This is a genomic window from Brucella pituitosa (genome assembly GCF_003049685.1).
Taxonomy (GTDB): domain Bacteria; phylum Pseudomonadota; class Alphaproteobacteria; order Rhizobiales; family Rhizobiaceae; genus Brucella; species Brucella pituitosa.
In genome coordinates this window covers 1-14,644 of record NZ_PYSY02000010.1, presented here as the reverse complement: position 1 = coordinate 14,644, position 14,644 = coordinate 1, and the positions used below count along the sequence as shown (strand labels likewise).

The following is a 14,644-nucleotide window of genomic DNA, read 5'->3' as shown; positions in this document are numbered from 1 at the left end:
CCAAAATCAGGAATCCCATAGCCATGAAATATCGATGCGGAACACGCGATATGCACAGGGTTTAATATTTCTGACTTTGACTCAAAAAACTAAACCACCGCCAACAAATATGCTCCGGTTACGCGAAGGGCACCCGAGCTTCACAAATCGTGGTGCAAACACTTGCAGAAATACGATGTTACAAAAGGATTCATATATTGCACTACGAATGCAACCCCATTCTCATCGCGGGTGCGCGTACAGTGCTGACGATTGCTCAAGCTGGTGGACGTATCGATTTTTCGAGCTTCTTTATCGCCTCACGCAGAGAACGTTGCTCGTCAAAATAGTCCTCCCAGACCATTTTCTTTCCGAGCAGCGCGGGAACGGTCCGGATTGTAAATCGCTTGGGGTCGAGGCCCCTTCTGACCTGGGTCCAGTTGAGCATCATCGACACCGTTGCCCTCGCGCATTCGGGGTGAGCGGTGCAACGGCTGTCGACATGCGGTCATTGCGTAGGTAGTCCAGGAAAATACGGCCTTTGCGCTGGCTTTTGGCCATTTTGATCAGGTAGCGGTCGGGCAAGTCGCCGGCCATTTGCTGGCAAACATCGTGTGCGAAACCCTTGGCTTCTGCCCAGCTGAGTTTTTTGCGTTTGCCGCGGCCAAGCGGCGTGACCACATGCAGTCCCTTGCCGCCCGTGGTTTTGCAGAAGCTGACCAGACCAAGCTGATCAAGGCGATCGCGCATTTCCAGCGCCGCTTCGATAACGCTCGAAAAAGCCACGTCAGGGCCAGGATCGAGATCAAACACCAGCCGACCAGGGATTTCGGGTTCATAGGATAAACAATTCCACGGATGCAGTTCGACGCCACCCATTTGAGCGACTGCTGCGAGCCCTTCCACCCGATCGATCTGGAGATAGGGCTTCCTGTCACCAAACACCTCTACAAGTTCGATCAGGTTCGAGGTACCTGGGAGCGCGTGACGCTGGAAGAACTGCTCGCCCTGCAAACCATCGGGCGCGCGAACCACCGAGCAGGGCCGGCCTTTGACATGGTTGATCAACCACGGTCCCACCGCCTCGTAATAGCGGGCGAGATCGAGTTTTGTGACCGGCTTTCCATCCCCGGCATCCGGCCAGAGTGTCTTATCAGTGCTCGAAATCAATACGCCCATGATATTGGGTTTGCCGCCTGCTTGAGAGGCGAGAATAAGTCCAGGCTTTGCGGTGTCGTTTTCAGGGACATCGACGTCGCTCGGCGCTGCCGGCTTTTCGGCAACCACCTCTTTCGCTGGCTTGTCCTCGCGCAACCCTTTGAACGCCGCTTGGCGAACGAGGCCGTCTGCCGTCCACCCGGCGAATTGTATCTCTGCGACCAATTGCGGTTTCATCCATTTGATATCGGTGCCTCCCTTGGGCGCACCGATACCGGTAAAAGGCGATTTCCTGGCCTCAAGCGCACGAAGTTTCGGTAGAATGCCCGCAACGGTTTTTGCGCCATAGCCGGTGCCGACACGACCAACATATACGAAATGTCTGCCGCGATTGACGCCGACGAGCAAAGAACGGAATTTGCCCTTGGTCGCGGCATAGCCGCCAATCACCACTTCATGGCCTGAACGGCATTTGGACTTGACCCAGCTGTCGGAACGACTTGAGACATAGCGGGCGTCCGCCTGTTTGGAAACGATGCCTTCCAGCGAAAGACGACAGGCGGAACGCAGAACCGCTTCCCCGCCTGTTTCAAAATGTGTCACATAGCGGATCAGCGGATCCTCACTGACGCTTTCTACCATCTGATCGAGTCGTTGCTTGCGGTGGGTGAGCGGAAGTTGCCGCAGGTCCTCGCTGCCGTCAAAAAGCAGATCAAACGCGAAATAAACCAGGGCATCGGTTTTGCCCTCGGACAAAGCTGCCTGCAACGCTGCAAAATCAGGTGCTCCACTTTCGTCCAGGGCGCAGATTTCCCCATCGATGATGCCGTCGGGGAGTGCTGCCGCGCTTTTTACAATGGCTGGAAATCTTTCTGTCCAGTCGAGACCCTTTCGGGTTCTCAAGGTGACTATGCCAGAATTGACGTGCATCTGGATGCGGTAGCCGTCGAATTTGATTTCGTGAATCCAGTTTTCGAAGCCGGCGGCTCTCGCGGGTTTCGCATAATTGGGTGGGATGAAGTCCGGCATGGTGGCGGGCTTTGACTTGGCGGTCTCCGACATCCTTTTGTTCTTTTCGCGCTTTTAGCAGCAAGGCCATGACCGCTTTCCCAAACGGCGTCTGCCGCGATAGCGTCAGTTTCAACCATGAAGGGCGCGGCTTTCTGCCTTTGCCGGTTGCTATCATCTGCATGGAACGAGCGGATGCGACAGAGGTGTCATTGTCGTCCAAAACGGCAGCACCGTCGCCGGACACGGAAAACGCGTCTTGATGCTTGATCAGCAACCAGTTGGTGCGCTTGGAGCCGTTGTGATCCGCTTTCATGCGCACCAGCACAAAGCTGCCATGCAGTCGCTTACCTTCCAGCGTGAATTTCAGATCGCCTTTGGCAAGCGCCTCGCCGGCGGTCAGTTCTCCTTCTAGTGTCCAGTAACCACGGTCCCAGAGCATCACAGTGCCGCCGCCATATTGACCTTTGGGGATCGTTCCCTCGAAATCCCCGTAATCAAGCGGATGGTCTTCGACCTCGACCGCCAGGCGCTTGTCGCCGGGATCAAGAGAGGGTCCTCTGGTTACGGCCCAGGATTTGAAAACACCGTCAAGTTCGAGACGCAGATCGTAATGCAGTCGCGTCGCAGCATGTTTCTGAATAACGAAGCGCAGCTTCGAGGCCTTTGGCCGGTTCGCGCCTTTGGCTCCTGCGTCTTTTCAAAGTCGCGCTTTTTTTTGTAGGTTGCGAGTTTATCGCGGGCCATGACTGTCCTCATCAAGCTGTCAGTGCCACATCGAGACGTCCACTATAAAGCGGTGATGCCAGACTGCTCAATTCTGACCCGCAGCGTCTTGCTGCCGCGAGACGAGAAGGAAGAACTTGACCGTCGCTGGCCCCGCGGTCTCCTCGGCACCTGATCACTGAGACAACAACCGCGAAAGATGGTTTTTGTTCCTGCCGTGCTCTGCGCACTCAAAAAACCCTGCAAAAGCGTGGAGCTTTGCACGGGGGACATCCGCAACAAACAGCGAATACGCCTTAATGTCTGAAGCGCTTTTTGCCTTCAATGCGATATTCAAAACCGTAATCCACGCCAGGACGCAGTCTGCTGTCGCCAAGGGCTGGCGCAGAGACCGGCAAGCACCGATCTGAATGCGCGCACAGCACTTGACGGGCGATACTGAAACAATCGCATGGCAGCGAAAGACAGAACTGTGACGAGCAGCACTGCGAATGTCCACCACCTTTTATGGAAGAGGAACAGCGGCAGGACAAAATGCAATGCGCGTCGAGCAGGAAAAACGAGGAGTGCATGGTTTCCCGCCACATGATGGTCCGGCCGTAAAGATCCTCGTCCCTATTCATGGCATTGCTTCGTTCCGTGATGCTAGGCCAGACGAGGGTTGCAGCACGCTCAAGAAACAACACGCCGATCAGACTTCCGGCTTCCAGTTTGACAAGGGGACCCTTGGGCACAACCCCTTCGATATCCTGCGCCATGCGTTGACCGGCCTTGCCCGCCATCTGACAATAGCAAACACCGGAACTGGCGCCATTGGTGCCAATCAACGTCGTCTCGACCGGCCGATCAAGGGGCACGGAGATTGATGTAATTATGACTTTTCCAGCTAATTAAATGGAAGAAAGCACTTCTTAATCCATCTCCAGAGTAGAAACATAGTGGGAGTGACCAGAAACATCCCCAATCTAAGCCAGATTGTTTTCCCGGTTTCATCCAACAGGATTTTAAAGGACCTAAGCCACATGAAACTCCAGCCATGCAGACCTGGCGTGAAATAGCATGCTTGAAATCCGCATGATATCAGTATCATAGATACAGCTCTGTTCGCGCATAGGTTAAAGTTACACTGCCCCGTCACGATGTCGTTTCCATCCATCGCACCATTGTTGCTATAAGCAACTGATTGCAAAATAACGCATCCGGATTTCAGATGGTTCCTCGCTTCTTCAGACGCTACTTTGCCAGTTTCGCCGCTTGTCTATGCGGTTTGCTGCTGTTGCCGTAGATTCTGGGCGTACCGGGCAATCCAACGCTTGGGCAGGATTTTGCATGGACCTCGGTCTTCTGGCAATGGTTGCTTATCTGGTGATGTTTCAATGTTAAAATGATCCAGAGCCGAGACAGATTTGGCAAGCCAAAGCTTTCCACGCGGCTTGATAGCGGCCTTCATGCAGCTTCCATAGTGCTGTCTGCAGTGCTCGGGGTCGCAGTCATCCTTCTCGTTTGGTTAAATGTTGAGGTGAGCGGAGGAAGGCAAAGCGAAAAACATCATGAGGCTCTGTTCTCTGCCAATGATTTTTTTGTCGCAACCATTGTCCGCAGAAGGCTTCAACCCACGCGTTGTCGATAAGGAGAACGATCAATCCATCGACGCTGGAGGTCTTGGGCTATACCCAAAATGATTATCGTTGCCAGAAGCGGCGCGGAACATTCTAACCGCTGGGATGTTAGATGGGGAGCAAGCGCAGTCAAGGGCTAGCCCAGCCTAAGGAGGAACCATGAAACCTGCCACCATTGCTGCGGTCCTCTTCACCATGGCACTGTGTCATCTGCCGAGTGCCGTATCGGCTGAAGAATCCGGCCTTCCCAATCAATCAAGTGGACAAGAACCCGAGGTCCCTGGCAACAATTCCACTACGGGCGCTAAACCTGTTCCACCCAACAGCAAATCGGCGCCGAAATTCCGCAGGAGCAGCAGGAAGATGCGCAACGCAAGGCAGAAAAGCTAAGGAAATGCGCGCCGGGACAGGATGCCAAAGCATGTCGTGAATATAATGTGAAACACAGCAAGAAATGAACCCGCTTTACAGCAGGACATAGATTAGCATTTCGATAAATCACACGCCATGCGTCCTACAACGGAAGGCGGGCGACGGCCTATGGCAATTTAAGCGTGGCGAACTTCAACGAATGCGTAGGAGCGCGAGACACACTGATCGATAATTGATCCCTAGGCCATAATTTGAACTGGATGCCTTCAGACTGTTCCCGATCAGGCTTTTTCTTATGCGAAGGCTTGCCCTTGTGTTTGGTTGAAGCGAGTTCCTCGAGCTTTTTACTCATCGTGTTTTCCATTTGTTTCGAGGCTCCCCGAAGCTCTGCTTTGGTTTGTCTCCGCGTTTTGCGGCAAGGTCCGCACCCGCTGCTTGTTGTTGCGCTTTGACTTGGCAGGCATGTTTGAGACTCCCATTATGTTTTCATCATTTGCCAATAAAGATCGCGTTTACAATCTCATGCAGGCTGTGCCGCGTGTTGCGCAGGCTTGTTGGACGCGATGCGGTTGCACGACCTGCAACCGCACTTTCGCAGAGCCAGGGTCATCGCTCGGAAACGCCTTCGTGTAGGCTGCGGTTGAGGAACATCTGCGTCGTCTCATCGAGATGATCTTCGCCATTTCGCCATTTGCTGTTCTTCTCGAAGGCTCACAAAGCCGCGCGATGTCGGATTCACCGAGAAAGGTGGCTGCCGAAATCAGAATACGGTAGGAGGCGATCTCCATGTTCTCGAACGAATAGCTGGCAAGAGAACCTTTCAATATTTCGTCGCCTGCAAATACCCGCTCAGCGATTGTGCCATCGCCATCATCTTACCACCCGCATCCTTAAGCGCCGAGGAACTCGCCGAGAATCTTAAGGCATTGATCAAGACGCGAAGCTTGTCTTTGGTCTCCTCGACATGCTGTTGAATGCGTTCGGCCAGCACCGGATAGTTCTCAATCCGGGACAAGAGGCCATTCATCATTGTCTCCGCCTGTTCCTCCACGGCATGGGCGTCACGCAGCCACTGCACGAGCCATTCTTTTGCTTCTGTCATGTCTAAATCTCCTCTTGTGGAACATGCCCCCAACCACTGCGAAGCAGCTTTGTTCCCCGACATGAACCCGCGATGCGCATGACATCGGCAATGAGCGACCTTGGTCGCGTGGCTTACGATCTGGATCGTGCGCGGGCTGCGGAAGCGCGAAGATAAACCCTGGCTTTGGGAGAGTTTTCATTGCGCATATTCACAATTGCCGCGCTTCCGCTTTGGCGTTCAAAAACTTTCCTGCAGCGAATTGGCGCGCAAGCCCGTTTGACTACCGCTCCAATTGACAGGCAAATTTCTCGACCGATGAGAAAATGTGCGCCATTGCGGTTCGGCAGAGGGGGCGATAGGGTCAGCAGCCAGGGAACAAGGAAGCGTCGGAACAGTTGATGTTTTGCCGGGAACGTGCAATCCCGTCGCGCCAACTTAAGACGGAACGCCGCCGGCTTTAGGGAGATGTTCCCAATTGAAAAATAATGATCTTCAATCTTTCTTTGCCCGCGATGCGAGTGTAGTGGCACCGCAGCTCATCGGCTGGGGCTAACGCTTGAGGGAGTTGGGGCATGATTGTGGAGACCGAAGCCTATAACCGGATGGATCCCGCCTCCCACAGCTTCAAAGGCCCGTCCCGAAGAAATCGTTCGATGTTCGGACCTCCTGGCCATGCTTATGTCTACCGAATATACGGTCTGCATTGGTGTTTGAACTTTGTCTGCCTGGATGGTTCTGCTGTCTTGTTGCGAGCGCTAGCACCCGCCAAGGGTCTTGCTTTCATGCAACAAAGAAGAGGGACCAGCAATGAGTTGGCTTTGGGCTCAGGACCTGCGAAACTTGCCCAGGCGATGGGGGTTACCGCTGAGCTTGACGGCGCGCCACTTTTTGATCAGCCGTTCGAACTGATCGCTTCACAGGCGGATCCACGCATTGAAACAGGCCCTCGCATCGGGATCAGCCGCGCGCAGGACGTTGCCTGGCGGTTTTGGCTTTCAGGAAGTCCTTATGTCAGCCGCCCGCCTGCCCGCAGACTGACGTGATGGTTACGGCCATCCCAACATCGCGTTCCGGCTAAGAAAGCGGCTATCGGAGTTTCGCCCTGTATCACGTGAAGCCCGGTAGGCTCGTCTCGCAAACATGCAGCCAGGTGAACACAATTGGCCAGCAGCCTAGTGGCGGTCACAACGGCTTCGGGGATCTCGTCGAGATCGATAAAGTTGGTGGACTGCATGGCCTCGCCCACCCAGTAGGTGACGGCGTTGGCAGGCAATGTGAAGCCAACATCATTGAGCGCCTGAAAAAGCTCGGCCGAAACATGATGCGCTCCGTCCTCGTTTCCTACCACAACGACAGCCGCGACGCGTCCGTAGGGGGCATGCGGTTTCTGTCATCGGCTTCCGATAAAACGCGTCCATACGTTCCAAAGCGCGTTTGCAGACGCTGGATGGTTGGCCGAGCCAGATCGGCGTGCCGATCAGAATAATATCGGCTTCGACGATTTTCTGTCGCAGCTCGGGCCATTGATCATCCCCACCTTCATCCGAGCTGACGCCAGACGCAATGGTAAAATCTGTCAGAAGCACATGCTCGGTTTCCACACCAAACGGATGAAGCCTCAGTTTCGACATAGGATAACAGCTTTTTGTCGAGGACTGCTTGTCAGACGTTTTCAATGTCGCGTTGAGAGCGAGAGCTTCAACGGCTTCTGTGATCGGCTGCTCATGATTATTCCTTTATTGTCACACCAGCACCGGGCGCACCGGACTGTTTCTTGGTGTCGGGGGGCGGCCATACCCCCGCTATTGACCGGTTATGGATCGGCATTGTCGCGGTTGACCTAACCACAGCAACTGCAAAATGTTTCGCGCTCCCTCCACTGCATTGGTCGCAATTTGGGATGAGATGTCCGCTGAACCTCCTGGCTAGATATGATATGACAAAAGCAGCTTTGGCTTGAAGGTTAGGGAACCTTGAACCAATCGGCGGGTTAGGAGCGCAGTTCTTGAAGGAGAGAGCGAATGCCAGCCAAGAAAAGCCAGCCTGCAACCGCCACGATTCACGACCAGAAGCTTGAAAGAGGGCGGGAGGAGAGCTTCATCAGACTGTCGAGGAGGGCAAGACGCGGCTGACCACCGCCCAGGGCGTACCGATAGCCGACGATCAGAACAGTCTCAAGATCGGGTCGCGCGGCCCGGCTCTCATGGAGGATTTTCATTTTCGGGAGAAAATTTTTCATTTCGATCATGAGCGCATTCCCGAACGCGTGGTTCATGCACGGGGATATGGCGCGCATGGCTATTTCGAGAATTATGCGTCGCTGGCTGCCTATACACGGGCAGATCTTTTTCAGCGTGCTGGCGAGAAAACGCCGGTTTTTGTCCGCTTTTCCACGGTGGCGGGCTCAAAAGGATCGTTTGATCTGGCGCGGGACGTGCGCGGTTTCGCGGTCAAATTCTACACCCAGGAAGGAAACTGGGATCTTGTCGGCAACAATATACCGGTCTTCTTCATTCAGGACGCGATCAAATTCCCGGACATCATTCACGCGGTGAAGCCGGAGCCGGATCGCGGTTTCCGCAAGCGCAATCAGCGCATGACAATTTCTGGGATTTCATCAGCCTTACGCCGGAATCCATGCATATGATCATGTGGTGATGTCTGACCGCGCCATACCGCGCTCTTTCCGTTTCATGGAAGGATTTGGGTCCACACCTTCCGTTTGGTCAATGCCAGGGGCGAATCCACATTCGTGAAATTCATCTGGAAGCCAAAGCTCGGATTGCAATCGGTGCTGTGGAACGAGGCCGTCAAGATCAATGGGGCGGATCCGACTTTCATCGCCGCGATCTTTGGAACGCCATACAGGCCGGGGATTTCCCGGAATGGGAACTCAATCTGCAGGTCTTCGACCAGAATTTGCCGACAGTTTTGATTTTGATGTGCTGGATCCCACCAAGATTATTCCTGAAGAGATTCTCGCCCGATACCGGTCGGCCGATTGGTGCTGAATCGCATGCCGGATAACTTCTTTGCCGAGACGGAACAGGTTGCCTTCATGACGCAAAACGTGCCCCCGGGTATCGATTTTTCAGACGATCCCCTGCTTCAGGGGCGCAACTTCTCCTATCTCGATACGCAACTTAAACGACTTGGCAGCACCAATTTCACATCTGCCGATCAACGCCCCAAATGTCCGTTTCATCATTTTCAGCAGGATGGGCACATGGCGATGCGAAATCCCGTGGGCGGGTGAATTATCAGCCCAATTCATGGCAGGAAGAGCCGCGTGAAGATCCGCAGACGGGGTTTGCGACCCAGCCCGCAGAGGTGCGCGGGGAAAAGCTTCGACTGCGTCCGGAAAGCTTCGCGGATCACTACAGTCAGGCACGACAGTTTTTTATCAGTCAGACAGCAGTGGAACAGCATCATATCGCCGCCGCGCTGACGTTTGAATTAAGTCGATGCGAGAATGTGAAGATCCGGGAGAGGATGGTTTCACACCTGCTTAACATTGATGAGGGTCTGGCAACCAACGTCGCTGATAAGCTTGGTATTCAGGCGCTGCCCGCTGCTGCGGACCCCGCGCTTACGCCGCGACAGGATCTGGAGCCCTCGCCAGCGCTCAGTATTATCAAAAATGGCCCCGAGAGCTTCGCGGGACGGAAACTCGGCGTTCTGGTGGGCGCGTGATGCCGAATCTTCAACACGCTTAGAGATCGGTTTGCAGGCGGCGATGCCATGGTCGAGGTCGTTGCCCCGCAGGTGGGTGGTGTCGAGGCAGAGGATGGCAGCTTGATTGCTGCGGATTATATGGTCGATGGAGGTCCATCGGTTCTGTTTGACGCAGTCGCACTCGTGCTATCGGAACAGGCTGCAGAGCGCTTATGCGGTGAAGCGACAGCGCGGGATTTCGTGTCGGATGCCTTTGCGCATTGCAAATACATCGCTTTCACGCATGGTGCCCTGCCGCTGCTGCAACGTGCCGGAATTGATCCAGATATGGATGAAGGGCTGATTTTGCTTGAAGACGAGAAGGCGATCCAGAATTTTACGCGTCCTGCGCAAAATTGCGCGTCTGGGCGAGGGAAACTGCGGTCAAACTGGGATGCAAAGCGCCTTCCGCCCGCGCGTTGACGATAGCGGGAGGCGCAAATTTGGTGCCGTCACCACGCAGCCCCATATTGAACCCTCCTTAACGGGAGCGGCTTATGCATTGCGCAATCCAACCCTTGTTTGCGCAACGATGACTATACGAGTTGATGGATGGGTGCGCACTCATAGGGCTGGCTTGGTCGTCAAAGCCACCAAACACATTGCGAAGCAATGATAGTTCCGCGCTCCTAAATCCGCGGCAGCGTGAATAATCGCAACCGCGTTTAGGTTTTTTCGCAGCTAACGACGCGGGTTGGGCAGCGAGAGAAATGACTGGCATTGCTCATCAAACTCGGTTGCGATCAGACCGCGAGCCGCTTCGACGGGGCGTTGGTCGATTTGCTCGACACGGTAGAGCTTTTCGTCGCGAAACGCTGAACTATGGCTTAAGCCGGGCATTGGCTGCTGATCTGTTTCCTGCATGAACTCTGTTTCGGCGGCGACCAGTCTCGCATCGGCGGGAGAGGCGGCCGCGACCAGCCGCCCGCCTGAAATCGGGCTCGATCCTGTGCTTCGGCCCTTTCTGGGGAAGCAGGGCAAATAGGTACATTTCGGTCGAGGGTGTGACGGCAATGCGTTGATCTGGTGCTTCGCCCCACTCATTGGGTGGATTGATATCTCGATATCGCATGGGACACCCTTTGGCGTGATGCCTTGATGGCCGAACCCGGCTGAAAAGGACTTGTTCCCTTTGCTTTGCGAAACCACCCAACCAAAAGCCTGTGCAAATGGAACAGTTCCCGCGCGGACGAGTTCGGGGGATGAAAATGAGAACAATGGGAACGGAAACCCGGGCGTCCAGTCAGCCATCTCGTGGGCGGGCATGCTCGCAGTTGCAAACAGGGAGAAGACAATGAAGGCGTTAACGTGGCACGGTACTGGCGACATACGTTGTGAGGAAGTAGACGATCCAATCATCCAGGATGAGCGCGATGCGATCATCAAGGTGACAAGCTGTGCCATCTGCGGCTCTGATCTGCATCTTTATGGTGGCTTTGTGCCAGGGATGCATGCCGGCGATATTATGGGCCATGAGACCATGGGCGAGGTGGTGGAGGTCGGCAAAGGAAGCCGCAAGTTGAAGGTGGGCGACCGCATTGTTGTGCCTTTTACGATTTCGTGCGGTGGGTGCCGAATGTGCAGCCGTGGTCTTTTTTCGCTCTGTGAGCGCTCGAATCCAAAAGCTGCCTTGCAGGCTGAGCAGATCGGTTATCCAACGGCGGGTCTCTTTGGTTATTCCGAGCTTTACGGACGTTTCCCAGGTGGGCAGGCGCAGTATCTCAGGGTGCCTTTCGCCGATGTCGGATCGGTCGTGATACCGGACGGGCTCAGCGATGACCAGGTCCTCTTTTTGTCAGATATTTTTCCAACCGGTTATATGGCGGCGGAGAGTTGCGACATTCGGCCCGGACAGAGCGTGGTGGTTTTTGGTTGTGGTCCAGTCGGCCTTTTTGCAATCAAGTCGGCCTTTTTATTGGGTGCGGAGAAAGTCATAGCGATTGATACCATTCCAGAACGTCTCGCTTTGGCTCGGCAGGCAGGAGCAGACGTGTTGGATTACACAGATGAGGAGCTTCAGCAGCAGATTATCGATCTGACCAACGGTCAGGACCGGATGCGGTGATCGAAGCAGGGCATGGAAAGTCATGGAGCGGGCGGGTGATCGAAACCCCGCAATCAAGCCTTACTGCCAGTGAGCGGCCCTATGCCCTTAACCAGGCAATTCTCGCTTGTCGTCCGGGTGGCGTTGTGTCGATCCCCGGCGTATTCGTGGGGTCTCAAGTTCCGACGGCGCTGGGGCAGTGGTGGGCGTCTTACCTTGAAGACCGGACAAACCCATGTGCAGCGCTATCTTGAGCCTTTGTTGCAATTGATCATAGAGGGAAGATCGACCCATCCTTTTAATCACCGACCGCCTGGGCCTTGAAAACGGTCCTGAGGCCCATTGCTGTTTCGCGACAAACAGAGCGGTGATCAGATTGCCGACGATAATAATCGATATCGATGAGCGACGATATCCATTTTGCAGAACTTCGCTTTCCGTTTGCAAAGTCATGACGGACGGCAACGGCGGGTATAACTATTGGTTCCCGCCATGCCGTTGACTGGTTGGACATACTGGAAAAAGGTGCCGACCGGCACCCTTGTTGTGATAGTGGATAGTCATCTGAAAACCCGGAAGGCAGAATCTAGCCGATGCCCTTGCCGCCTGTGGCACCATAGACTTCTCCATTGATGAAACTTGCTTCATTGGAAGCAAGCAATACATAGATGGGGGCCAGTTCGACGGGTTGACCCGGTCGACCGAAATCGCTGTTCTCACCAAAATGAACGACCTTCTCATCGGGTTGCCCGCCAGAAGGCTGCAGCACTGTCCAGACGGGTCCGGGAGCCACCGCATTCACACGAATGCCCTTTTTGATGAATTGTTTGGCCAGGGCTTTGGTATAGGCAACGATACCGGCCTTGGTCGTGGCATAATCAAGCAGGATTTCCGAAGGCTGGTATGCCTGTATGGAGGCGGTAGTTATTACCGCTGCACCAGCCGGCAGCAATGGTTCTGCCGTTTGAGCGATCCAATGCAGAGCGTAAAGATTGGTCTTCATGGTTTTGTCGAAATCCGCGCTGGTCAACTCGGATATCTCTTCACGGAACTGCTGCCGGCCGGCGTTGATAACCAGTATGTCGAGCCCGTCGAGTTGATGCGCTGCCTGTGCGACCATTTCGCGGCACCAGACTTCGTCACTGATGTCACTGGCAGGGCAACCGCTTTGCGGCCTTCGGCGCGGATCAAAGCGATGAGCGACTGCGCATCCTCTCTTCCTCCGGCAAGTAGGAAATTGCCACATCGGCTCCTTCGCGGGCAAAAGCGATCGCTGCAGCTCGCCCGATGCCTGAATCGCCGCCGGTGATCAGTGCGCGCCGTCCCTCCAATCGATTGTGACCCTGATAGGATTGTTCACCGTGATCGGGTTCGGCTGCATCTTTCAGCAATGCCGGGTCTTGCCTGGCGTTGCTGGGGAAACGGTGGGGCCGGATAAAGGCTACGTGGATCCTGGAGTGTCGGATTATCAGACATTTTCCTTTGCGAATGAGGAAGAAATGGAAATTCAATTCGTTTCTTCCATAGCAAGCGGGCTTTCGCCCGCTTTCATTTACAGGTAACGACTGCGTTCGCGCTCGACTTCCTCGGGCGGATCAGCATCGGCGTCAAAACGCTGCCAGCCTTCCTCGGTATAAAGCTTGCGACGCGTCGCGACATCCACTCTGTTGGTCCCGGCCAGGATGGCGTCTGCTTCCGCATAGCGCTCGTCGGCGACACGCGCAGTCACAAGCGAGCCACCACGACGCACACTTTCAGCATAAACATGCGCATCCTCTTCCGACACACCGCTTTCAGTGAGGGCACCAATCAGTCCACCCGCCACACCGCCAACCACGGCGCCGCCAACTGCACCGGTCAGGGTCGCTGCGAGCCAACCGGCAGCAACCACGGGTCCGACGCCAGGAATAGCCATGATGCCTAAACCGGCGAGAAGTCCGCCCGCACCGCCCACAGCAGCACCGATGCCAGCGCCCACACCCGCTCCGGAGCCGGCATTGCTTCTCTGTCATCGTGGTGGAGACGATCGAGATATCGTCTGAAGGGAAGCCCGCGCTTTCCAGGCGTGCAACCGCATCCTGCGCTGCGGAATAGCTATCAAAAGTCCAGTAACAGTTCGCATATTCTTCTCCTGGTTCATGAAGGTGTTATTATGAGGGGGTGGGTTACATCGCCTTCTTGGTGACGTTACCCTGGTAATCGCTGCACTTCCATCTTTCAGTGCCCTTCATCGCCGAGGCTTCCCAGATACCATCGTCCCGCAGTTTCAAAGCGGTGACATCCTTGTAACCTGCTTCTTCAATGCGGCTCTTGGCCTGATCTTCGGTGAAGCTATTGGCGCCCTTCACCGGTGCATCTGGATTTTGCTATCCGGGGTCGAGACTGCCGGGTTTCCGGTGAAGTGGCACCACTATCCCGTGCAAAGGCAAAAGACGGCGCGACAAGGAAAGCGCCAGCAAGCGCTAAAACGCTGATTTTCATGGTTTTCTCCACTGATGTAATGTTCATACCGAACTCCCGCCCAGAGGTTAAGTTCCAAAAACTTCCACAGAGCCCAAGAATTCTGATGGGCGGCATGCGAAGGGAACAACTGGGAACATGTTGCAGGCGTGGAAGTTTCAGATCTGTCTGGTCGCGATGATGAGGTATTAATTGTGCGTTCCACGTCAACAATTCCTTCTGCCAATATCCACCCTGACTTTTTTACAGGCCTTGCGCGCGGCTTAGGGGGTGCACTGTTATTTGCGCTGCCGATGCTGATGACGATGGAAATGTGGGAGCTTGGTCTTTACGCCAACCCGATGCGGTTGCTGTTGCTTTGCCTGTTGAACATTCCGTTGCTGATCGGGCTTGCTTACCGTATTGGGTTTGAGCGCATGTCGACCTGGTCACAGACGCTGCGTGACGCGGCGATCGCCTTCTCTTGGTATTGTGTTGAGC

At 54.8% G+C, this 14,644-nt stretch carries 12 protein-coding genes and 8 pseudogenes; 9 read left to right on the top strand and 11 right to left on the bottom strand.

Annotated elements, in window-relative coordinates; all coding sequences use genetic code 11:
* Positions 1–256: 256 nt before the first annotated feature.
* Positions 257–2,892: pseudogene (ligD, locus tag C9380_RS26045) on the bottom strand (DNA ligase D).
* Positions 2,893–3,204: 312 nt separating this feature from the next.
* Entirely contained in the window at positions 3,205–3,456 is a 252-nt protein-coding gene (gene icmT, locus C9380_RS28790; protein ID WP_217284129.1) for an IcmT/TraK family protein, read from the bottom strand.
* On the opposite strand from icmT, the gene C9380_RS26040 reads away from it, so the two are divergent.
* Both C9380_RS26040 and C9380_RS26035 read left to right on the top strand, forming a co-directional pair.
* Positions 3,363–3,737, top strand: a complete 375-nt coding sequence (locus C9380_RS26040; RefSeq protein WP_128095108.1) for a hypothetical protein — start codon at positions 3,363–3,365, stop codon at positions 3,735–3,737. The two genes, icmT and C9380_RS26040, sit on opposite strands and share 94 nt — an antisense overlap.
* Before the next feature lie 912 nt (positions 3,738–4,649).
* A complete protein-coding gene (locus C9380_RS26035; protein ID WP_128095107.1) occupies positions 4,650–4,880 on the top strand; it encodes a hypothetical protein in 231 nt (76 codons plus the stop codon).
* A 268-nt stretch (positions 4,881–5,148) separates the two neighbouring features.
* Here the strand turns inward: C9380_RS26035 and C9380_RS28225 are convergent.
* The 3 genes and pseudogenes from C9380_RS28225 to C9380_RS28215 all read right to left on the bottom strand — a co-directional run.
* Positions 5,149–5,312 (bottom strand): annotated as a pseudogene (locus C9380_RS28225) (DUF3008 family protein); the annotation flags it as partial.
* Between the two features lie 62 nt (positions 5,313–5,374).
* Positions 5,375–5,686: a DUF892 family protein gene (locus C9380_RS28220; protein WP_252869916.1), complete on the bottom strand. Its 312-nt coding sequence runs from the start codon at positions 5,684–5,686 to the stop codon at positions 5,375–5,377.
* Positions 5,683–5,964 (bottom strand): DUF892 family protein, encoded by a 282-nt coding sequence (locus tag C9380_RS28215; RefSeq protein WP_252869915.1) that lies wholly within the window; start codon positions 5,962–5,964, stop codon positions 5,683–5,685. Before C9380_RS28215 ends, C9380_RS28220 begins: the two co-directional genes overlap by 4 nt.
* Positions 5,965–6,518: 554 nt before the next feature.
* Between C9380_RS28215 and C9380_RS26020 the strand changes: the two genes are divergently transcribed.
* The gene (locus tag C9380_RS26020) at positions 6,519–6,989 is read left to right on the top strand and encodes a DNA-3-methyladenine glycosylase (protein WP_353954671.1); all 471 of its coding nucleotides are present in this window, start codon (positions 6,519–6,521) and stop codon (positions 6,987–6,989) included.
* An 89-nt stretch (positions 6,990–7,078) separates the two neighbouring features.
* Here the strand turns inward: C9380_RS26020 and C9380_RS26015 are convergent.
* Together C9380_RS26015 and C9380_RS28210 are read right to left on the bottom strand one after the other, a co-directional pair.
* A pseudogene (locus C9380_RS26015) lies at positions 7,079–7,661 on the bottom strand (flavodoxin family protein); the annotation flags it as partial.
* A 344-nt stretch (positions 7,662–8,005) separates the two neighbouring features.
* Positions 8,006–8,194 (bottom strand): hypothetical protein, encoded by a 189-nt coding sequence (locus C9380_RS28210; protein ID WP_252869914.1) that lies wholly within the window; start codon positions 8,192–8,194, stop codon positions 8,006–8,008.
* On the opposite strand from C9380_RS28210, the pseudogene C9380_RS28785 reads away from it, so the two are divergent.
* The 4 genes and pseudogenes from C9380_RS28785 to C9380_RS28185 all read left to right on the top strand — a co-directional run bounded on the left by C9380_RS28785 (position 8,126) and on the right by C9380_RS28185 (position 10,083).
* Positions 8,126–8,973 (top strand): annotated as a pseudogene (locus C9380_RS28785) (catalase). The gene C9380_RS28210 and the pseudogene C9380_RS28785 overlap by 69 nt on opposite strands.
* Entirely contained in the window at positions 8,963–9,202 is a 240-nt protein-coding gene (locus C9380_RS28195; protein WP_252869913.1) for a catalase, read from the top strand. Before C9380_RS28785 ends, C9380_RS28195 begins: the two are co-directional and overlap by 11 nt.
* Positions 9,199–9,639, top strand: coding sequence for a catalase-related domain-containing protein (locus C9380_RS28190; protein WP_252869912.1), 441 nt, complete (start codon positions 9,199–9,201; stop codon positions 9,637–9,639). The genes C9380_RS28195 and C9380_RS28190 overlap by 4 nt, the downstream gene beginning before the upstream one ends.
* Positions 9,640–9,687: 48 nt before the next feature.
* Positions 9,688–10,083 carry a type 1 glutamine amidotransferase family protein gene (locus C9380_RS28185; protein WP_252869911.1) on the top strand — a complete coding sequence of 132 codons (396 nt, stop codon included), beginning with the start codon at positions 9,688–9,690 and terminating at the stop codon, positions 10,081–10,083.
* 258 nt (positions 10,084–10,341) lie between these two features.
* Here C9380_RS28185 and C9380_RS26005 read toward each other — a convergent pair whose 3' ends face one another.
* Positions 10,342–10,926, bottom strand: coding sequence for a hypothetical protein (locus C9380_RS26005; protein ID WP_128095106.1), 585 nt, complete (start codon positions 10,924–10,926; stop codon positions 10,342–10,344).
* A gap of 28 nt (positions 10,927–10,954) precedes the next feature.
* On the opposite strand from C9380_RS26005, the pseudogene C9380_RS26000 reads away from it, so the two are divergent.
* Positions 10,955–12,109, top strand: a pseudogene (locus C9380_RS26000) (zinc-dependent alcohol dehydrogenase).
* A 181-nt stretch (positions 12,110–12,290) separates the two neighbouring features.
* On the opposite strand, the pseudogene C9380_RS25995 reads toward C9380_RS26000, so the two are convergent.
* From C9380_RS25995 to C9380_RS28180, 3 pseudogenes are all read right to left on the bottom strand, one after another.
* Positions 12,291–13,180: pseudogene (locus C9380_RS25995) on the bottom strand (SDR family oxidoreductase).
* A gap of 76 nt (positions 13,181–13,256) precedes the next feature.
* Positions 13,257–13,826 (bottom strand): annotated as a pseudogene (locus tag C9380_RS25990) (general stress protein).
* Between the two features lie 43 nt (positions 13,827–13,869).
* Positions 13,870–14,185: pseudogene (locus tag C9380_RS28180) on the bottom strand (PepSY domain-containing protein).
* Positions 14,186–14,355: 170 nt separating this feature from the next.
* Here C9380_RS28180 and C9380_RS28175 point away from each other — a divergent pair.
* On the top strand, positions 14,356–14,644 hold a 289-nt coding region (locus tag C9380_RS28175), incomplete at its 3' end, for a DUF2391 family protein (protein ID WP_252869937.1).